General features: G+C 58.0%; 18 protein-coding genes and 1 pseudogene. 4 read left to right on the top strand and 15 right to left on the bottom strand.

Translation table 11 applies throughout. The annotated features are described in order from the left end of the window. Positions 1–2 precede the first annotated feature (2 nt). Together HIJ39_RS07355 and HIJ39_RS07350 are read left to right on the top strand one after the other, a co-directional pair. The gene (locus HIJ39_RS07355; protein ID WP_169098219.1) at positions 3–1,166 is read left to right on the top strand and encodes a hypothetical protein; all 1,164 of its coding nucleotides are present in this window, start codon (positions 3–5) and stop codon (positions 1,164–1,166) included. Positions 1,167–1,179: 13 nt separating this feature from the next. Continuing rightward, positions 1,180–1,473: a hypothetical protein gene (locus HIJ39_RS07350; RefSeq protein ID WP_169098217.1), complete on the top strand. Its 294-nt coding sequence runs from the start codon at positions 1,180–1,182 to the stop codon at positions 1,471–1,473. Positions 1,474–1,548: 75 nt separating this feature from the next. Here the strand turns inward: HIJ39_RS07350 and HIJ39_RS07345 are convergent, their stop codons facing one another. Then, on the bottom strand, positions 1,549–3,549 hold the full coding sequence (locus tag HIJ39_RS07345; protein WP_169098215.1) for an MFS transporter: 2,001 nt from the start codon (positions 3,547–3,549) through the stop codon (positions 1,549–1,551). 224 nt (positions 3,550–3,773) lie between these two features. Here HIJ39_RS07345 and HIJ39_RS07340 point away from each other — a divergent pair, with 224 nt between their 5' ends. Beyond that, on the top strand, positions 3,774–4,487 hold the full coding sequence (locus HIJ39_RS07340; RefSeq protein WP_243239421.1) for an N-acetylmuramoyl-L-alanine amidase family protein: 714 nt from the start codon (positions 3,774–3,776) through the stop codon (positions 4,485–4,487). On the opposite strand, the gene ispF is transcribed toward HIJ39_RS07340, so the two are convergent. From ispF to HIJ39_RS07325, 3 genes are all read right to left on the bottom strand, one after another. Continuing rightward, the gene (ispF, locus tag HIJ39_RS07335) at positions 4,399–4,878 is read right to left on the bottom strand and encodes a 2-C-methyl-D-erythritol 2,4-cyclodiphosphate synthase (protein WP_169098211.1); all 480 of its coding nucleotides are present in this window, start codon (positions 4,876–4,878) and stop codon (positions 4,399–4,401) included. The genes HIJ39_RS07340 and ispF overlap by 89 nt on opposite strands. Next, the gene (gene ispD / locus HIJ39_RS07330) at positions 4,856–5,581 is read right to left on the bottom strand and encodes a 2-C-methyl-D-erythritol 4-phosphate cytidylyltransferase (protein WP_169098209.1); all 726 of its coding nucleotides are present in this window, start codon (positions 5,579–5,581) and stop codon (positions 4,856–4,858) included. Before ispD ends, ispF begins: the two co-directional genes overlap by 23 nt. Positions 5,582–5,654: 73 nt before the next feature. Beyond that, on the bottom strand, positions 5,655–6,752 hold the full coding sequence (locus HIJ39_RS07325) for a PIN/TRAM domain-containing protein (protein ID WP_169098207.1): 1,098 nt from the start codon (positions 6,750–6,752) through the stop codon (positions 5,655–5,657). Between the two features lie 303 nt (positions 6,753–7,055). Here HIJ39_RS07325 and HIJ39_RS07320 point away from each other — a divergent pair, with 303 nt between their 5' ends. Next, positions 7,056–8,351 (top strand): APC family permease, encoded by a 1,296-nt coding sequence (locus HIJ39_RS07320; protein ID WP_169098205.1) that lies wholly within the window; start codon positions 7,056–7,058, stop codon positions 8,349–8,351. Here the strand turns inward: HIJ39_RS07320 and HIJ39_RS07315 are convergent. From HIJ39_RS07315 to HIJ39_RS07270, 11 genes and pseudogenes are all read right to left on the bottom strand, one after another. After that, complete coding sequence (locus tag HIJ39_RS07315) at positions 8,264–9,415, bottom strand: amidase domain-containing protein (protein WP_169098203.1); 1,152 nt, start codon at positions 9,413–9,415, stop codon at positions 8,264–8,266. The two genes, HIJ39_RS07320 and HIJ39_RS07315, sit on opposite strands and share 88 nt — an antisense overlap. Positions 9,416–9,491: 76 nt before the next feature. Then, positions 9,492–10,496: a DNA integrity scanning diadenylate cyclase DisA gene (gene disA, locus HIJ39_RS07310; RefSeq protein WP_169098201.1), complete on the bottom strand. Its 1,005-nt coding sequence runs from the start codon at positions 10,494–10,496 to the stop codon at positions 9,492–9,494. Positions 10,497–10,513: 17 nt separating this feature from the next. Next, the gene (locus HIJ39_RS07305) at positions 10,514–11,230 is read right to left on the bottom strand and encodes a S16 family serine protease (protein ID WP_338055108.1); all 717 of its coding nucleotides are present in this window, start codon (positions 11,228–11,230) and stop codon (positions 10,514–10,516) included. Next, on the bottom strand, positions 11,166–11,855 hold the full coding sequence (locus HIJ39_RS07300; RefSeq protein WP_169098199.1) for a hypothetical protein: 690 nt from the start codon (positions 11,853–11,855) through the stop codon (positions 11,166–11,168). Before HIJ39_RS07300 ends, HIJ39_RS07305 begins: the two co-directional genes overlap by 65 nt. Positions 11,856–11,957: 102 nt before the next feature. After that, positions 11,958–12,527 carry a DUF7125 family protein gene (locus tag HIJ39_RS07295; RefSeq protein WP_243239419.1) on the bottom strand — a complete coding sequence of 190 codons (570 nt, stop codon included), beginning with the start codon at positions 12,525–12,527 and terminating at the stop codon, positions 11,958–11,960. A 3-nt stretch (positions 12,528–12,530) separates the two neighbouring features. After that, positions 12,531–12,590: pseudogene (locus tag HIJ39_RS25115) on the bottom strand (hypothetical protein); the annotation flags it as partial. A 35-nt stretch (positions 12,591–12,625) separates the two neighbouring features. Continuing rightward, positions 12,626–15,094 (bottom strand): ATP-dependent Clp protease ATP-binding subunit, encoded by a 2,469-nt coding sequence (locus tag HIJ39_RS07290; protein ID WP_169098196.1) that lies wholly within the window; start codon positions 15,092–15,094, stop codon positions 12,626–12,628. 61 nt (positions 15,095–15,155) lie between these two features. Beyond that, a complete protein-coding gene (locus HIJ39_RS07285) occupies positions 15,156–16,199 on the bottom strand; it encodes a protein arginine kinase (RefSeq protein ID WP_169098194.1) in 1,044 nt (347 codons plus the stop codon). Continuing rightward, positions 16,196–16,720, bottom strand: coding sequence for a UvrB/UvrC motif-containing protein (locus HIJ39_RS07280; RefSeq protein ID WP_169098193.1), 525 nt, complete (start codon positions 16,718–16,720; stop codon positions 16,196–16,198). Before HIJ39_RS07280 ends, HIJ39_RS07285 begins: the two co-directional genes overlap by 4 nt. Before the next feature lie 11 nt (positions 16,721–16,731). After that, the gene (locus HIJ39_RS07275; RefSeq protein ID WP_169098192.1) at positions 16,732–17,184 is read right to left on the bottom strand and encodes a CtsR family transcriptional regulator; all 453 of its coding nucleotides are present in this window, start codon (positions 17,182–17,184) and stop codon (positions 16,732–16,734) included. A gap of 105 nt (positions 17,185–17,289) precedes the next feature. Next, complete coding sequence (locus HIJ39_RS07270; protein WP_169098191.1) at positions 17,290–18,417, bottom strand: AAA family ATPase; 1,128 nt, start codon at positions 18,415–18,417, stop codon at positions 17,290–17,292. Positions 18,418–18,715: the final 298 nt, after the last annotated feature.

Below are 18,715 nucleotides of genomic sequence, written 5' to 3'. Positions count from 1 at the left end.
TAATGCGGGTTCGAACCATTGCCCTGGCGGCACTACCCGTTGTCCTCCTATCCGGCTGCGGCTGGTTTACCCCGCCGGACACGCTGGCAACCACAACCCCATCCCGGGAACCATTGCGCCATACCGTGCTGGTGCCGCAGGTAAAATGGTATCCCGTTTCGGTGGGCGATCCGGTGTTGCTCGCGGAGGGCGCTCAGATTAGCTCGGTCCTGATGGGGCCGCAAAATCGCATTTATTACGGCACCACCAACCCCTTCGGCAACGCCGATGTTCTAGGGTGGATTAATCCCAGCACCCTCAGAAATCAATGGGTATCGGTTCCCTCCGCAAATCCACCATTCCCCCCCAATTCGGGACTAAACAATCTGAGTCCGGAAGAATCCGCCAGCTGGGGTGGCGTATCGTTAATCGTCAGCGGATCGCACAATGTCTGGTACCGAACCTGGGGATATGTCGGCGCCTGGTCCGCCGACACCGGGCGCTTTGTCCCGGGCGGCTATAATGTGCCCGGCCCCACCGTCACGAATGGCACCTGGACAGCGTCCGTAGCCAGTAATTTCGTTGGACAAAGCCACCTCACCCTCATGAATGTTCGCACCCGGAAGACGTCAACCATCACGTTGCCTGACAATGCTGAGCCAGTGGCGGTATCATTAACGTCCGGATCTGGACAAGCTCAGCCCACGGTATGGCTAGAGACGAATCAAAGCTTGTTGAAAGTACGGCCCGGGACTCATACGTTAACGCCGGTAGCCACGCTTCCCACAACCGATTTCTTTGTCGCCATGGGGCTCTGGGGTTCGAGCGTGTGGACGGTTGATGCCGATGGAAATATTGCCCGTGCCGCAGAGGGACAGCTTAAACCCATCGCCACGGTCAACATCTCCCCCTTGAACGCCGTCAGTGCGCCCAACGGGGGACTTTGGATGATATCCCCGCATCATCTGGCTCTTTGGGAACCCCATCAACGCTTACGAACATGGGCAGAACCGCAGTCGGCGTATACCGATCCGGCCACCAGTTGGCCTATTAGCGGCTCCAACGAGCCTCCCAATTGGCCGCCGAGTCCCCACTTGAGCGGGGGAACGGCGCTATCCGCCATCGTCGGAGACGGGACTTGGATTGGGATTGGACAATTCGTGAAGAAGACGGTGATTGATAAATGAGGAGGTTGATGGTGTGACAACCGACGAACTGGTAGAGGCCTATTACACATTCGCCGCGGAGGGCGAAACGCTCATCCCCTTTGTCAGGGAGGTCTTGAAGGGGAGTTATGGTCCCCCAGAAAGGCAGCCGCTCCTGCACTTTATCGACACCATCGAAGCCATCATCATGGGGAATATCGAAACCCGCTTCGACGAAGGACCCGGGTTAGAAGCTAATCCGGATGCGGTACGTGAAGAAACCGAGCGGGAAACTAATGAAGCTCGGATGTTGGTTTTGCACACCTTGCCCGCCGAACGCACGCCTTGAGTGTGTCCGCCTCACCCTAAACGCCAGAAACGGGCCGAGCACGAGAAGCGCTCGGCCCGCCCTGTTTGTCACATGCTATAACGTCCCAGGTATCCCATCTTTCATGGGCCGATCTGTAGTTTTGGCTATGCGCGTCCACTCGTCCCAAGCAATGGCGGACGGTTGCTCTTTGCCTAACGTCAAGGCCAACAGAGCCAACGAGCGACGCAGCTGATCCTCCCGCTCCGGTGCGGCATCCGGGAGAGCCCCATCGCGGGCTAACCAGGCGGCCGTCAGCGCCAACAAGAGAGACCCGACGCTGGCCGTTTGGGGTACCTCACGGGACTTTTCTTCTAGAGCATCATCGTAAATGAACCGCTGGCCCCGAAACACCGAAAGGATGGATGACAGCAGCGACATCCCGGCCGCGAATAGGAACACCACGCGCAGTGCCTCCATGAACGGATGAGCGATGAGGTGGGGGAAAAATTGCGGGCTCATCAACCGTATCGCCTGCTGATGGGGCAGATGGCTCAAGATGATGCGACCCCTCGCGTTAGAAGCCAACAAGGTCTTGAGGGGGTTATACCCCAAGAGCGCAGCAAACAGCACCGTCAGGGGCGGCAAATGCGCCACGCCGACAATCACGCTATGCGGCAGGGCAAACCGAGACAGTCCCCGAATCATAGACCCGGGAAGACCCGCCGAGAGCGAACCGATGACCATCGAGAAGAAAATACCCATCGACAGCATCATGCCCGCATTCATGAAGGTGGAGCGCATTCCCGAAGCCGAGCCGCGAAATCGCGCGGGCACGGCGCTCATGATAGACGAGGTGTTGGGCGATGCAAAAAGCCCCATGCCGGCACCCACCACAAAAATATAGACAGCGAACAGCCAATAGGAGAAATCCGCGGGCAAGGTATTCAGCAAGAAAAACCCCAAAGCGCTGACAAACATTCCAACGGTCGCGAACCACCGGGCCCCGAATTTGTCCGACAGCCGTCCGCTGATGGGGCCAAAGACCAAAAATCCGGCCATCTGCGGAATTGTGTCAATCCCGGCTTGCAGCGGCGTGTTGGCAAATGAGACGCCGTGCATCGGAAGCCACACCCCTTGCAGCCAGATAATTAACATGAAGGAGAGTCCTCCTCGGGCAATGGAGGCCATCAGACTGGTAAAATTGCCAATCGAGAAGGCTCGAATGCGAAACAAATTCAGGTGAAACATGGGATCGTCAACATAATGCTCGATAATCACGAACGCGATGAGAAGCACCACGCCTCCAATCAGGCTTATCAACACCAAGGGGCTCTGCCAACCCATGGAGTGCGTTTGGTAGGGACGAATGCTATAGGTAAGCCCAACCATCACGCCCATAAGTCCAATGGCAAACGTAAGATTCCCCCACCAGTCAATTTTTTTGCCCTCACGCGTCGTGGCCGTTTCCCGCAGCATGAGGTAGGCCCAGATGGTCCCGGCTATTCCCACAGGCACATTGACCAGAAAGACCGCTCGCCAAGAAACCGCCGACAACAAACCGCCCACAATGAGCCCAATCACGCCGCCCCCAATTCCGGCAATCTGGTTGAGCCCTAATGCCAGCCCGCGTTCGTTGGCGGGAAAGGCATCCGTGAGGATGGCAGCGCTATTAGCAAACAAGAATGCCCCGCCAATGCCCTGCACAAATCTGAAGATAATGAGCTCCCACTCGCCCGAGGTGCCCTTGCCGGGTGTCAGAAACAGCAAAATGGATCCAATGGTGAAGACCAGGAATCCTAGATTGTACAGTTTGACGCGTCCATAGGTGTCTGAGACCCGGCCGAAGGACACCAGCAAAATGGTCGTGGCCACGTTAAATCCCATGAGAATCCAGAGAAGCAGGCTTAGGCTAGATTGCCCGCTATGAAGCGGGTTGATCTGAATCCCCCGGAAGATTGCCGGTAAGGAGATAATCAAAATAGTTTGGTTGATGGCCGCCATCAACACGCCCAAAGTGGTGTTCGTGAGCGCAATCCACTTATAATTCGGGCCAGGGGGTTGTTGGGCTCGCCGTTGGGCCCGTGTTCTCGAGACAGAAATCGCAGCCTCAGCCATCGCGGTGCGTCCCTCCTCCCCGAGGCGAGAGAAGGTCCCGAGCGCAGGCGATTATCGACGTGACGGGTAGGCATCACGCCGCGAGAAAGTCCCGCGTTCGGCTCGCCTTCGGAAAATAATTGCCGTCACAGCAACGATTCTTACATGGCGATCATACCATAAACACACAACGCTGCGATTCTGTCCAACCCCATCCCCGCATAGATAGCATGGGGGGATGTCGGTTGTCCAAGCGATGGAGCATTTTAGCCTGGATATTGCTGTTTGGCGCGTTTTTGATGATTGATCGGGCGCCAAATACGGTCGCGGCGGTGCAAAGCCCCACGCCCCTGGTGGTGATTGACCCGGGACATGGCGGGTGGGATCCGGGTGCGGTGCGCGGCAGTGTCTATGAAAAACGAATTACTCTGGACGTGGGATTAAAATTGGGAACGCTATTGCAGCAGCGTGGCTATCGCGTCTATTACACTCGCCAGAATGACCGGGCGCTGTCCAATACGGTGATGCGCGACTTAACCCAGAGAGCTGTACTCGCCAACAATCTCGGCGCGGCCCTTTTTGTCACCGTGCATGTCAATTCTGAGCCCACTGGCAGCATGGCGGGCCCGATTGTTTACTATAATCCGGTCAGCCCTTCGTCGTATCAGTTAGCCCGGGCGGTCAGCAAGAGCCTCGCCCCTGCGGTAGGTCTTGTGCATGCCCCCCGCCCCATCCGGCAATGGGTCTTGCGGGTTGCCCGCATGCCCGCTATCAACGTGGAGATCGGATTCATCACCCACCGTACTGATGCGCGGCGATTGCAGCAAGCGTGGTATCAGAATCTCCTCGCGCAATCCATCGCCAACGGCATCAGTCGTTATGATTCTGCAACTGCACTAGCGCTAATGCGGCCAGCCCTTCTTCTCGCCCTAGCCAACCCATTTGATCCGTGGTCGTAGCCTTGATGGAAATATCCTCCGGAGCCGCCATTAAAATCGGGGACAGCGCATCGCGTATGCTCGGGACCAACGGACGAACCTTGGGCTTCTCGCCAATGACGGTGGTATCCACTTGCGCCACGCTATATCCTCGCTCACGCACCATTGCCATAACACGCATAAGCAAGTCGGTTGAGCGGGCGCCGTGCACCGTCGGGTCGTCGGCCCGAAACCAGGTGCCTAAATCCCCCAAGGCTAAGGCCCCCAGCAAAGCATCCATGATGGCATGCGTCAGCACATCCCCATCGCTGTCTCCGTCCAATCCTTTGGGATGCGCCACCAATACCCCACCCAAAATTAAAGGCCGGCCCCCCACGAAGGGATGGGCATCAAACCCCTGCCCGATGCGCATCGGGTTCACCCCCTTGATTCAACAAGGCAGTCATCAAGACCACGTCTTGGGGCCGCGTCAATTTCTGATTGATGGGATCGCCCGGAATCGTCATCACAGGAAACCCTGCCCTCTCTACGACCTCCGCGTCATCGGTGGGAACATCTTGCCCCAAAAGACGGCTATAGGCTGCCTCAATGACGGCCTTATGAAACCCTTGGGGTGTTTGTGCAAGCCGCAGGGTGTTCCGGGGCACCGTCGCGGCAACCCACCCTTCTGAATCGACCCGTTTCACCGTATCAGGGACTTCTAGCACGGGCAAAGCCGCGCCATGATGTCGAGCCGCCTCCGCCACCTGGCGGATAAGCTCGGCGGGAACCAAAAAACGAGCCGCATCGTGAACTAGCACCACGGTTGTAGGCGATACGTTGGGCAGCGCCCGAAGCCCCGCTTGAACCGACAGAAAGCGTTCCTCGCCCCCGGGCGTTACCGCATACGCAAGGTGTAAGGCCGCCAACAGGTCCTGGACGCGCCTTACATCCTCGTCTCGGGTCACCACTACGCCATTTAACACCCCGGCCTCTTTGAACCGCATAAGAGTCCACTCGAGCACCGTTCTCGAGTCAAATGACATCCAAATCTTCTTGGTCCCGCCCATCCGACGGCTCTGTCCCGCAGCAACAATGATGGCCTGTGCGTCCGTGACCCTCGCCTCCGCCTCCATTCTACAAGAAGCAGGGTCCGGAATTCACCCGGACCCTGCTTTCCATCCACCCTATTGCGGACCCAATACCCGGTTAGCGGGCTTCCGCTTCCACTCCAGCTTGGGACTTCAGCTTGGCAAAAATCATGCGCCCAGCCGCAGTTTGCAATACCGACGTTACCAGTACTGCCACCGTCTGTCCAATGAACTTGCGACCGCCATCTACCACAATCATGGTACCATCATCCAAGTACCCGATTCCCTGTCCCGATTCCTTGCCGTCTTTAATGATGTGGACCACCATTTCTTCCCCGGGCAGCACCACCGGCTTGACAGCATTGGCCAGTTCATTGATGTTCAGTACCGGAACACCTTGGAGTTCTGCCACCTTATTGAGATTGAAGTCGTTGGTCACCACTTTGCCGTCCAATATCTTGGCCAACTTCAAGAGCTTGGAATCCACCTCCATATTGGGGTCGACCTCCCGCTCATAGATCTGGACGGAATTCTGCTCCTTTTGAATCCGATTGAGAATATCAAGTCCACGTCGGCCACGGTTGCGCTTCAGCACGTCCGCGGAATCCGCAATGTGGCGGAGTTCCTCCAGCACAAAAGCTGGAATCACCAACGGACCCTCCAAGAAACCCGACTGGCAAATGTCGGCAATCCGTCCGTCGATAATCACGGAGGTGTCCAAAATTTTAGGCTTGATAGACTCAGGCCCGTTGCGGTGCTTCATCCGGGCCGGCAGCCATGACTGCGGCCGCATGATATCGTCCTTCCGCCGAATCGACACGCGCAGTCCCACGTAACCAAAACCGATGGTGATGGCTACACGTAGAATCGTGCCAAAGGGTCCAAGACCACTGAGGTCGGTCCCAACCAAAAAGGCGATGACCAACCCGACAATGAGCCCGATCGATCCGGAAAGCAAATCCTGGGTCGGCGTATGTTGCAAGCGAGATTCCACCCACACCACAGCCCGAGTGGCCCAGGCTACCAAAATTGGGCCCACCAGATAACCGACAAGTCCCCCGGCTACCAGGCCTGCCGCAATGAGAACTCCTTCACGGGCATGCCCAATCGCGTGTAGCATCGGCCATGCCGACCACGCGGTATGGTTGCGCAATACGACGCCGAGCCCAACGAGCGCTCCCACGGCCGTTAAAACTTGCCGCAAAATCCTGTCCATATCGACCACCTCCTCATGCGACTATTCGGGTCGTTCTTTCCAAGCAACCCATTTTTTAGTCTTCCCGGAGGCGCGCATAAAATACTAAAAATTAACAAGTGCAGGGTCTTTCTTTTGCGCCTCAGGAGGATCATATCATACCAAACCGATCAACGTCCGAGGCGCCCAATTTGTTGCCAGAACAGCCCTCGGAGCAAAGATTTATACGACATAATTCGTTCCGAGAACCTCCTTTTGCGTCCACGACGAGGCATCCTAATGGTCGTGCCGTCCGCATAGGATGTCCTTTGGGAGGCGATCAGGATGTCCAGTTCCGGGCTTCGGCCGGTCATCGGCCTGGGGCGCTTGCTCGGTCTCACCTTTGCCCTGATTGCCCCAGCCTCCTCGGTCTTCCTCACCTATTCCACCGCCTACCGGACGGCCGGTACCGGGATTGTGCTTGGTTACGCGGCGGGTGCGATGATGAATCTGTTGGTCATGCTCTCGTACGCGGAAGTGGGCAGTCGATACCCGGAAGCCGGGGGAGATTACGCCCTCGCCGCCCGGTCGTTGGGGCGGAGTGCAGGCAGTGTCTACGCCGTGTTGTTTTTCATCAAGGGGCTGGCCATCCCGGCCCTACTGGCGCTCTCGACGGCCACCTATGCCCGTCAAGCATGGCCTCATCTCCCCACGGGACTAGGCGCCGCGGCCGCGCTCCTCCTCTGGATGCTGTTGGGGAGCCGCGACATTCGGACATCCAGTGCCGTGGTATCGATCATGGTTACCGTGGAATGTGCTGTTTTCCTCTTGTTCTTGGTGACCGCTCTCTCCCACCTCCATCAACCGGCATCCGTGCTCATCCGCCCCCAAACCGCATCAGGTCCCATCCTGTCCGGCAGTTGGATGGAGGCGGCGGTGGCGGCCCTCTACGGACTCAATGGACCACAGGCCTCGCTCTATTACAGTGAAGAGAGCACGACTCGCCCCCGACAATTGGGCCGCGTCATTTGGGGGTCGGCGCTCGCAACCATCGGCGTGGAACTAAGCATGGTGATTGTCGCCACCTTGGCCCTGCCCACCCTGCATTTAGACGCAGGGTCCCTACCCTTGGCCTCATTGGTTACCCGCAATTTGTCCTGGCCCTGGGCGCGGCTCCTTCTGTTGATCGGCATTGTGGTGGCCCTATTCGATACCGGGCTCTCCACCTTAATGAGCTACAGCCGGATTTTCTTCGCGATCGCCCGCGATCAGCAATGGCCACCCCTCTTGAATCGCTGGGCGGGCTGGATCAGTGCCCGAGGCGTGCCCATGGGGGCTCTCAGCCTTCTGGGGTTGCTCAATCTTGCCGTACTCGCGCTCTCTGGAGTCGACATGCTGGTTATGCTCGGCGGAAGCCTCATCATCATCATTTATGCCGGCGTCGTCGCTGCCAGCCTCAAAAGCCGCTGGGACCGAAGCCCCGCGCCGTATCGCCTCCCGCTCTGGCCTCTCCCGCCGCTCATGGCCCTGGCTGGTCTCGCGCTTCTCACCGTTCATCTCTCGCATCCGACGCTCATCATGACGGGACTCGCGGTGCTGTTGGGACTGGCCTGGTCTTTATTAGCGCCCACGGCTGGATAATGCACGTGGTAGAAAAGGTAGCGGGTAGTACGGTCCCAGCCAAGGTCCCATGGAACCCGATAACGGTCGGCGGAATGGCTAATCACCACCGGATAGCCGTCGGGGTCAAAGCCGACTACGATCGCATTGTGTACCACCCGCCCGGTTTCAAAATAGGCGATGATATCCCCGGGATTAAGGTCGTCGAGCGCCGAACGACCATCGGGCCCGGGCTGTATTAAGCTTGGGAGCGTCCCGCTGGCAAACACGGTAGCGCGGCCGGATCGACGAAGATATTGGGCAAAGCGGGTGGCATTGATCCAGGCCGGCGTTCCGCCGTAACGCCCATTCCATTCGCCGTTTTCCGGAAATCCCCCCGCGTGCAGCACTTGCGAAATAAAGTTCGTGCAGTCGCCGCCGTTCCAGTTATAGTCGGCATACTCCGGATGGTAGCGATTGTCATTGCCGCATCCAGGCGCAGCACCACAGTACCGTTCAGCATAGTGAATAGCATCCTTCGCGCCTTGGGAGAGCGGTTCCTGACGGCGATGCTCGGGCTTTACCTGAATGACGGCGGGAGCCGCCGCGCCCTTGAGACGGGTGTCTTGATTTAGCGGATCGATAAAATCGTCATCCTTGATGTACCAGACGCCATCCTTCTGAGCGAGAATATACCAATGGTACACGCCAATGCCAAACCGACTCTCCGCCGTGTTGCCTACCTTATGATGATACCGGTACTGCGCCTGATCGGCACCGTACACGCGGACCTCGTCAGGGCCGAGCCATCGGATTTTGCCCGTACGCACGTGAACCAAGACCCCATCAAATTGAATTTGTCGGGCTCGAGACCAGTCTTTCAGGTAGGCGGCACGTTGCAACGCTTTCTCATAAACACGGTGGGCCTGGTCGCTCTGGGGCCAATATACTTGCTCCAACATCCTACGGTTATCGGTTAGCGTGGCTGAGTCCTGCTTCTGCACTAACTGGTTGACGACAGTGGGTATGGAGGCCGTTGAAGCCGCTGGCGCAACCACGCCCTGGGCCATGAGCCAGAACGCCAGCAGCAGCCTGAGAATATGCATGTCCCTCATCCTTTAGCCTAAGAATGAGGATAGAATGCCCTCTGGGCACAGACCCATGCAGAATGGTCCCAAAACGCTAATTGTTGTCCTGCGGATGCAATGCGCGGTAGATGAGCGAGGCGCGCTGAGGACCGACGCCTTCGACTTCATCCAAATCGGCGATGCTGGCCGATGCCAGCGCCCGAACGTCTTGATAGCGCTTGATCAATTGTTGAATGATGCCATCCGGCAACCGCGGCACCTGATGCAGCACCCGATATCCGCGAGGAATTAGGAGCCGCTCGCCAGACCTTTTGCTGTATCCAAGGGCTTGATACCAGTCATCATCGGTCAATTGGGAGGCATTGTCGCGCAGGTTGATCGGCGCGCCGTCTTCCGCCTGATAGTCATGCCAAATCCAATGCCATTCACGGAGTATGTCGGGAAACTCCTCCATTTGCAAGTCGATAAGATGGCCATCCTTTCCCAACTCCACAATGTAGCCTTCGAGCTCTTGGCGGATTTCATGCGCAACCAACCCACGGCGGAGCACTTCCACAACATCTTCCAACATCACCCCGGCGTATAATTCCGCCTCCGCCAACCGGCGGCTTGCGCCCCGAAATAGCCGGTCGTAACGCGAGAGCGAGTTTACCGCCCCTTGTGCCTTGGTCAAGATGTAGCTCAAATCGTGCAACACAAAGCGTTCGCCTTGGAAGTAGAGGGAAACCGTGCCGCGACGTTCTGAAATGGCCACCACCAAGGCGTTGCGTGTTTTTGCAACGCGGTCGGCCGTGCGATGACGGATGCCGGTCTCTGTGGTCGATGCAGCGAGATGCGGCACCATCTCCACATTGGCCATGCGAATGCGGCTCATGGTACTATCCAGCAAAATTGCACCGTCCATTTTGGCCAACTCATAGACGAGGGACGGATGGACCGGAACGTCCAAGCGAAAGCCTCCTTGGCAATCCTCATCAATATCCGGCTCCCCGCCGATAACAATCATCGCTCCGGTGCGCGCTCGAATAATGCGGTCAATGGCATCCCGAAGCGGGGTTCCCGGAGCCACCTTGGCTACTTGCTTGAACATCCCGTCCATACTTCCCCTCCCCTCGTCTAGTCCCGCTCGTTTAAGCCGAGACGCGCCATGGCAACATCCACCTTGTCCGCCGACACCACTGTGAGGCCGGGTTGAATTTCGGACAGGCGGCCAGGAATGAGGGCCCGGCGAAACCCGAGGTTTTGCGCCTCGTTAAGACGCTCACCCATACGGCTAACCCGCCGCAATTCGCCTGTCAATCCAATCTCGCCCGCCACAACCCAGTCGGTCGGCACCGGATGGCCGGTGACACTGCTGACGGCTGCCGCCATGATGCCGAGATCCAGCGCCGGATCATCGAGCGATACCCCACCCGTAAGCTTGAAGAAGGCATCCATTTCTGATACCCGAAGGCCAAGATGCCGCTCAATGACTGCCAGCACCAGCGCGACGCGGTGCGGATCCATGCCGGACACCACCCGGCGCGGCGTCCCATACGAACGGACCAGCAGCGCCTGGACCTCCACCAATAGCGGCCGACTGCCCTCAACGGCGGCCACGACGGCTGACCCCGGCACATCCTCCGGCCGTTCCGCCAAAAGAGCCCGGGATGGGTCCTCAACGGGAACCAACCCGTCACCCTCCATGGCAAACAATCCGAGTTCGCTGGTCGAGCCAAATCGATTCTTGATGCCCCGCAGCATGCGGAACACGTGCTGTCGATCGCCTTCAAACATTAATACCACGTCCACCAGGTGTTCCACCACCCGAGGACCTGCTAGCGCATTGGACACTGTCTTCATCCTGACCTTGGTACCAAGCTTCTTCACGGTGACGATCAAACCGAAATCCCAGCTCAACGGGTAGCGGGTGCGACGCAGGGAACCGCCGACCGGGGTGGCGCAGCATTTGCGAGGCCAATTCCCAGTCAGCCAGCGGCAGCTCCTTAAACATGGCTGGGTGCCGTCCCACAGCGCCGATAAGAGTTAAGGACGCCTCCACGCTCGAAACCGTCAAGATCTCACAGCACCCCGGACGGGGCCATTCGAGCAGCATGCGCCAGCCTTTGGGTCCCAGCCGCAGTGCTAAATCGTGATGAAGAGACCAACGACCGTCCCAGTGCAGGGCGGCCTCGGCCCGGTGTCTCAGAATAATGACGGGATCCCGCGCAATACCTTTCTCCACGTCGGAAAGCCCGGCAATGGTAAACCAGCGCTCCCCAACCGCCGCCACCAGCATCGGTGATGCGAGTGGTACCGGCAAAACCGAAAGCCCCCGTTCCACCATACGCCGTCCCAACCGCCACCATCCATCCCAGCGATCGTCTTTGCGGCTGCGATAATGCTTCTGCCGGCGAAAAAGCTTGGAGCCCTCCGACCATAGGGTCAGGAGCTGGGCATATTGTCTCTGAGGATCCAAGGCCCCTCCTTGTTTCCTGCATATTGGCCCCAGCCAAGGACTCTCGTGCTTGGCTCATTGGGCGTTTCATGCATATAGCCCAGTGCTTCAGCCTAAGTTGCCTTAAGCTGCGGGCCGCATTGACCCTTCCTTGTTCACATGTCCGACCAAAAAGACCGGACATCCTTTTTTCGCCGCCCGCATCACCTGAGACGCGACATCGCGCACCTGCGCCACCGAGCCCGGCGCCGACTCCAATTCGGGGTTAAAGGTGGTTTGTAATGAGTCGACCACTGCCATCAACCAAGGACGCGACTGAATGGCCTGAATCACGACGCCGATATCGCCCTCTGCCAAAAGGAACAAGTTGTCGCTTTGAACGCCGAGCCGCTCCGCACGGATCCGTGTCTGAGCCTCCGATTCCTCGGCGGTCACATAGAGAACCGGGCCCTCTTGGCTAACGTGGGCCGCGATTTGCAGCAAGAGGGTTGACTTGCCGATGCCCGGGTCACCCCCCAACAACACAAAAGCACCCGGAACAATCCCGCCACCAAGAACCCGATCAACCTCTGCAATGCCTGTACTTTGCCGGGCAATGGGGTCGGTTGACACGTGGCTCAAGAGGACGGGATCGCGGGCGCTATTTTTAGCCGAACGAGAATGACGGTCATCCTCGACAGTCTCCTCAACCATGGTATTATAGCCACCGCAGCCCGGGCAGCGCCCCAACCATCGGGCGCTGCCGGTGCCGCACACTTGGCAGCTATAGCGCGTACGTTCCCGGATGAGTGTCACGATCCTTTCTTGGAAGCGGCAGCCCGTGGCTTGCTCTCTTCCATTTGGGTGAACACCAGGCGACCATCCTTCGCATCAACCAGGATATGCGCACCTTCTTGGAACTTGCCAGCCAGAATCTGTTCGGCCAACTCGTCCTCCACCAGATGCTGAATGGCACGGCGTAGTGGGCGCGCCCCAAAGACGGGGTCGAATCCTTCCTTGGCGATCACCGCCTTGGCATCGTCGGTGACGCTCAGATGGTACCCGTTTTGCCCAATACGCTCTTCGACCTCCTTCAACATAATTCCTACTATCTCCGACAGATGTTGTTCGGAGAGCTCATGGAAGACAATAATTTCGTCCACACGGTTGATGAACTCCGGCCGGAACGTGTGCTTGACCTCATCCATCAAGCGATCCTTCATGTCGCGATAGGCGGTGTCTTCACTGTCCTTGCGGAAGCCAATGGTGCCTTGGCGCTTGATGACGTCGGCTCCCACGTTGGAGGTCATGATGATCACCGTATTGCGGAAGTCCACCGTCCGGCCCTTGGCTTCGGTCAACCGGCCTTCTTCCAGCACTTGCAGCAGCACATTGAACACTTCCGGATGGGCCTTCTCAATCTCGTCCAACAGGACCACCGAGTACGGATGGCGTCGTACGGCCTCCGTCAACTGACCGCCTTCCTCGTAGCCAACATATCCGGGCGGAGCCCCCATCAAACGGGAGACGGCGTGCCGCTCCATATATTCCGACATGTCGATGGTAACCATGGCATCTTCATCGCCGAATAGGGAGGCGGCCAATGCCTTGGCCAACTCCGACTTGCCTACACCGGTCGGGCCCAAAAACAGGAAGGACCCAATGGGACGCCGCGGATTCTTGAGTCCCGCTCGCGCCCGCCGAATCGCTCGGCTAATCGCGTGCACCGCCTCATCCTGTCCGACCACACGCTGATGCAATTCCTCTTCCAGGTGCAACAGGCGTTCCGATTCCTCGCCAGCCAGCCGCTCGACGGGGATGCCGGTCCAAGACGACACAATATGGGCGATATCGTCGGGAGTGACATTGATGGTCTCCACCCGCTGGCGGTTGTGCCATTCTTGAGTCTCGTGGTCCAATTGTTCGCGCAGCTTTTGCTCCTCGTCCCGCATCTGCGCGGCCTTTTCAAATTCCTGCGCCTGTACCGCCGCTTCCTTTTCCTTGCGGACTTCCTCCAACTTTCCAGCCAGATCCTTCAAATCCGGCGGGGCCACATAGCTTGTCAGACGAACCCGCGACGCGGCCTCATCAATCAAATCGATCGCCTTGTCGGGCAGGTAACGGTCCGATACATAGCGGTCGGACAGGCGCACCGCGGCTTCGATGGCGTCGGGCGTAATGTTGACGCGATGATGCGCCTCATAGCGGTCGCGCAACCCCATCAAGATCTGCACTGCTTCCTCGGTAGACGGCTCTTCAACCATGATTGGCTGGAATCGCCGCTCCAGCGCCGGATCGCGCTCCACATATTTTCGATACTCGTCGAGAGTCGTGGCGCCGATAGCCTGAAGCTCTCCCCGGGCCAAGGCCGGCTTGAGAATATTGGCCGCATCAATGGCCCCTTCAGCCGCGCCGGCACCCACGATAGTGTGCATCTCGTCAATGAAAAGAATCACGTTCTTGGCTTCGCGAATTTCGTTCATCGCCCGCTTCAAGCGATCCTCGAACTCGCCGCGGTATTTGGAACCCGCTAGCATGGCGCCCAGATCCAAAGCCACGACCCGTCGGTCTTTAAGGATTTCCGGCACCTTGTTCTCCACAATGCGCTCCGCCAGTCCTTCCACCACGGCCGTCTTGCCGACGCCTGGCTCCCCAATCAACACCGGATTGTTCTTCGTCCGTCGACTGAGAATCTGAATCACGCGCTCCGCTTCCTTATCCCGGCCAATCACTGGATCCAGCTTGCCGTCCCGGGCCATTTGCGTCAGGTCTCGTCCGTATAGGTCAAGCGTGGGCGTGTTGACTTGCTGCGGCGACTCGCTCGAGGCAGCATTGGTGCCAACATTGCTATTTGCATGCATCAGCTGGTGGCGGACCTTGTTTAGGTCGGCACCAGCAGCCAAAAGCACCTGTGCCGCCACCCCTTCGCCTTCGCGAATGAGACCCAAAAGAAGATGTTCCGGTCCGATATAGTTCTGATTCAAGGCCCGTGCCTCTTCTCCCGCCAACTCCAAAACCACCTTTTTTGCCCGTGGCGTGAAGGTGACTTCCTCATTGGGTCCGATGGCCGGACCACGCCCAGTAGCCTTCAGCACCTCTGCTCGAACCGTCTCCAAATCTAATCCGATAGATTGGAGAATTTTCGCGGGAAGCGAGTTGCTTTCACGAATAAGTCCCAAGAGCAAATGCTCGGTGCCGACGAAGTTGTGGCCCATGCGGCGCGCTTCATCCTGCGCGTGGATGACCACGCGGCGTGCCTTTTCAGTAAACTGTCCAAACATGCTATCCCTCTTTCCCTTCACAATACGTTGAAAGTCACAACTCATGCAGAGCCCGGTCCCCCTAATCTTTCCCCAAAAGATGGCGTCTCAGCGTCTGGGCCCGAATTTGATCCCGCTCGACGGGGCTCAGTTCACGGCCCGCCTCAATTTGCAAGTAGGCCGGCCGGGTCATCAGGGTCAACTGAGAAAAAGTGCACGGCAGTGGCCCTTCCAAGAGGTTGAGGTCACTCCCTAACTGCACGTCCGACAAGAGCTTTAAGGCCTCATCGGAGGTCATCACCCGTGCGTTGGTCAAGATGCCCCAGGAACGGCCCACGCGGTCCGCCAAGGCGAGACCCGCGCTGGACATTAAGTGCTGACGGGCATTCCGTTCACGGCCTACAATTTGCTGGGCAACAACCGTGAGATTGTGCACCAACTCTTCTTCGGTTAATCCCAAGGACACCTGATTAGAGATTTGAAAGATGTTGCCGAGTGCTTCCGAACCTTCCCCGTATAGCCCCCGAACCACGATCCCCACCTGAGCCAAGGTCGTGAATACCTGAGACGCTTGCCGCGTCATGACCAATCCCGGCAGGTGCAACATTACCGACGCTCGAAGGCCAGTGCCCAAGTTTGTGGGCCATGCCGTCAAATATCCGCGGCTTTCGTCATAGGCGAAGTCCAAATGCTGCTCCAGGGCATCATCCAACCGGTTGGCCGCCTGCCATGCCTCATCCAGCTGTAGTCCCGGCAAGAGCACTTGGATGCGCAAATGATCCTCTTCATTCACCATGATGCTAATGCTTTCCCGCTCGTCCAAGGCCACACTCTCATAGCGAATCGGGTTTTGAATCAAGAGAGGGCTCACCAGATGCTTTTCCATGAGCAACTGGCGTTCCAGCGGCGTCAGACTATCCAATTGGCGAAAGCGAATGCCCCAGCCCGGCTCTACCTGGCCCACAGCGTGCTCGACTTGCTCCAGCATGTGTTGGCCTTGTTGATCATCCATCCGATGCGGGAACGGCACGCCGGCCAAATTTCGCGCCAGACGGATGCGGCTCGACAATACAATCTCGCCTTCGGGTCCATGGCCATTCATCCACTGACTAAACCCCGGGGTCATTGAGCCTCACCTCCCGTCAAGCGACGAATCTGGTCGCGAATCTCGGCCGCCTCTTCAAACGCCTCACGTTGAATGGCGTCAGCCATTTTCTGCCGCAGACGCTCCAACTCACGCACTGCCGCAAGATGCTTGGCCCCCCGTCTGGGAAGCTTTCCGCGGTGCTCCGCCCTCCCATGGAGCCTTAGCACTAGGGGGCCCAACTCCTCTTTAAAGGCTTCATAGCAGCGATCGCACCCTAATCGCCCACTTTCCGCAAATTGGCGATATGTGTAGCCGCAATGGGGACATGACCGGCCCTCCGGGACGGTGCGATTGGCGGGCACCCCAGCCTGTCCAATGAGACTGCCCAGCACCTGCTGGACCGTGAACTGCGGACCCAACATGAAATGAAAGGCGCCCTCCTCGCGCGCACAGTCCTCGCACAAGAAGCGATCAGACTTTTCGCCGTTGACCACCTTGCTGAAGTGCACTTGGGCCGGCTTTTCATGACACCGTTGACACATCATCAGTTCCTCGCCCATTGGTCTCCCCCCTACTCGCCAAACGCGGCAGTCAGCATTGCCCGCAATAGCCGGGCACGGACGCGGTCGCGTTCCGGCAGATCAATTTGCAACACGTCCCGCTTCAAGGCGGATTGCATGACACCGGCTTCGCGCTCTGAAATGAGTCCGGCTTCCATCACCCGGACAATCAAGCCGAACGCCCGAGCCTGGTCGATCGCTTCCACTTTGTGCAGGAGCGCCACCAACTCTTGCTGCTCTGCCTCCAGCTTCCGAACTCGAATATTCCCCCCGCCGCCGCGTCGGCCTTCGACGACATAGCCGCGGTCGGGAGTAAACCGCGTCATCAGCACATAGCTAATTTGAGACGGAACGCAATCGAACCGTTCAGCAATCTGCGTCCGTTGGATGACGATCGCCCCATCCGGCGAATTTTGTATCAGGGCTCGAAGGTAGGCCTCAATTTCGTCGGCCATGCTTGCCATTCAATCTCACTCGCTTTGTCTTTGACTTACTTTGTCTTTCCTGATTATAGCATAACAACCAGCGCTGTCTATAGCGTGGGCAAAAATCTGTTAAATATGTAGCCGTCAATGTTGCGCCAAAAATTCGGCCAGCATGGGCTCCTCAAATTGATAGCGGCGAGGGGCGACCCGTCGCAAAACACCCGCGCGCACCAAGCCATCCACCGTCCGCTTATTTTGACCAGGATTAATGCCCGGCACATAGAGGCCTTCTCCCCGAGCCAGCCGCAAAAGCATGGCCCTCGCATAAGGGAGTTGCAGGCCGGCGATTTCGGCTTCGAAATAGCGGGCTAATTCCTCGGCGGCTTCCTGATGGGCCAACCAACAGAGATCGCGGGTAATCACGGGGGCAGTTTCCCGATCCTGAATGCGAGCTAAATGTTGCAGAACCTTCATGGTATCGAACGGATGTCCGCCGGTCCGCACCACCAACTCCTCCAATGATGCCTCCCGCACCGTGATTCCCTGAGCTTCAAATTTAGAGCGCGCATAGACGATCCAATCCGCCACTGGAATAGGCGGAAGGGGGAGGATATCGGCAAAGCGATACAGGGGCTGTCGACTTTGACCAAACAGATCCCGCATGACGCCGCCTTGACTGCCGAGGAAGCAATACGAGGTTCGGCGCTGGCGCTGCCAATGGGCCCGCATCCGCTTCATCAAGGCTTCGCCGCCCAACCCTGATGCCTCTTGGAACTCGTCAAACACCAACGCCATGGGGCGGCCGAGCCGTTGCGCCATGGCTTCGGGAAAATCGAGGGCGCGATCCAACAGTTCCCCCGTCTCAAGTTTTTCCAAATGGTAGGCCCATTTAATCAGGTCGACGCCCAAGATTCGAATGGTCAGCGACGATTCGCGGATTCCGACGGCCAGATCACGATCCACCACGCTTCGAAACCGCGTCCATTTGGCATCAATATTCTCAAGACAGGCGGTCACAATTTTTCGGGACAAATCACGTCCGTCCGCGCACTCAAACAGGTCCACGCTCGCCACCAGCATCTGATGCTGATCACGCAAACGCCGCAAGAGTTCCAGTGCGACGGCAGTCTTTCCGGTGCGCCGTGGGCCGGGAATAAGGATGCTTTGCTGATGAAGCATGCGGTCCACCATGTTGTTTAGAACATCTTCCCGCCCCACAATATCCTCAGCGGGCAGCGGCAACGTATTCAATGGAAAGTCTACGCGGCTCATCCGATTCTCCTTGTTTCGATTTGGTATTATTATATTACGTGTACGTAATATCGGCAACGGCATAAGAAGAACCCGCTCGTGAGGAGCGGGCGTGAAATGACGGGCGGGCATGGCCCGATAATGCCAGGGCCCTGCGGCCCCAGTAGTCTCAGCGTACGTGAGGGGGACAACCGTGTTCGGGATGGAAACGGGTCAACTCCCACGGCTAAACATACCTGCCAAAAAATGGGTCGGCACGGCCTGATGATCCCGGGGCCCTGCGGCCCCAGTAGTCTCAGCGTGCGCGAGGGGGACGACC

Source organism: Sulfobacillus harzensis (genome assembly GCF_012933365.1).
Taxonomy (GTDB): domain Bacteria; phylum Bacillota; class Sulfobacillia; order Sulfobacillales; family Sulfobacillaceae; genus Sulfobacillus_B; species Sulfobacillus_B harzensis.
Note: the sequence above shows the minus strand (reverse complement) of the source record. Positions and strands in the feature narration are given on the sequence as shown.

What these genes read in the sequence shown, in the direction of transcription:
- HIJ39_RS07270 (WP_169098191.1), bottom strand. Translation starts at nt 18,417, where the DNA reads ATGAGCCGCGTAGACTTTCCATTGAATACGTTGCCGCTGCCCGCTGAG.
- HIJ39_RS07320 (WP_169098205.1), top strand. Translation starts at nt 7,056, where the DNA reads ATGTCCAGTTCCGGGCTTCGGCCGGTCATCGGCCTGGGGCGCTTGCTC.
- disA (WP_169098201.1), bottom strand. Translation starts at nt 10,496, where the DNA reads ATGGACGGGATGTTCAAGCAAGTAGCCAAGGTGGCTCCGGGAACCCCG.
- HIJ39_RS07275 (WP_169098192.1), bottom strand. Translation starts at nt 17,184, where the DNA reads ATGGCAAGCATGGCCGACGAAATTGAGGCCTACCTTCGAGCCCTGATA.
- HIJ39_RS07325 (WP_169098207.1), bottom strand. Translation starts at nt 6,752, where the DNA reads ATGGACAGGATTTTGCGGCAAGTTTTAACGGCCGTGGGAGCGCTCGTT.
- HIJ39_RS07345 (WP_169098215.1), bottom strand. Translation starts at nt 3,549, where the DNA reads ATGGCTGAGGCTGCGATTTCTGTCTCGAGAACACGGGCCCAACGGCGA.
- ispD (WP_169098209.1), bottom strand. Translation starts at nt 5,581, where the DNA reads ATGGAGGCGGAGGCGAGGGTCACGGACGCACAGGCCATCATTGTTGCT.
- HIJ39_RS07315 (WP_169098203.1), bottom strand. Translation starts at nt 9,415, where the DNA reads ATGCATATTCTCAGGCTGCTGCTGGCGTTCTGGCTCATGGCCCAGGGC.
- ispF (WP_169098211.1), bottom strand. Translation starts at nt 4,878, where the DNA reads ATGCGCATCGGGCAGGGGTTTGATGCCCATCCCTTCGTGGGGGGCCGG.
- HIJ39_RS07295 (WP_243239419.1), bottom strand. Translation starts at nt 12,527, where the DNA reads ATGGTTGAGGAGACTGTCGAGGATGACCGTCATTCTCGTTCGGCTAAA.
- HIJ39_RS07280 (WP_169098193.1), bottom strand. Translation starts at nt 16,720, where the DNA reads ATGGGCGAGGAACTGATGATGTGTCAACGGTGTCATGAAAAGCCGGCC.
- HIJ39_RS07285 (WP_169098194.1), bottom strand. Translation starts at nt 16,199, where the DNA reads ATGACCCCGGGGTTTAGTCAGTGGATGAATGGCCATGGACCCGAAGGC.
- HIJ39_RS07290 (WP_169098196.1), bottom strand. Translation starts at nt 15,094, where the DNA reads ATGTTTGGACAGTTTACTGAAAAGGCACGCCGCGTGGTCATCCACGCG.
- HIJ39_RS07355 (WP_169098219.1), top strand. Translation starts at nt 3, where the DNA reads ATGCGGGTTCGAACCATTGCCCTGGCGGCACTACCCGTTGTCCTCCTA.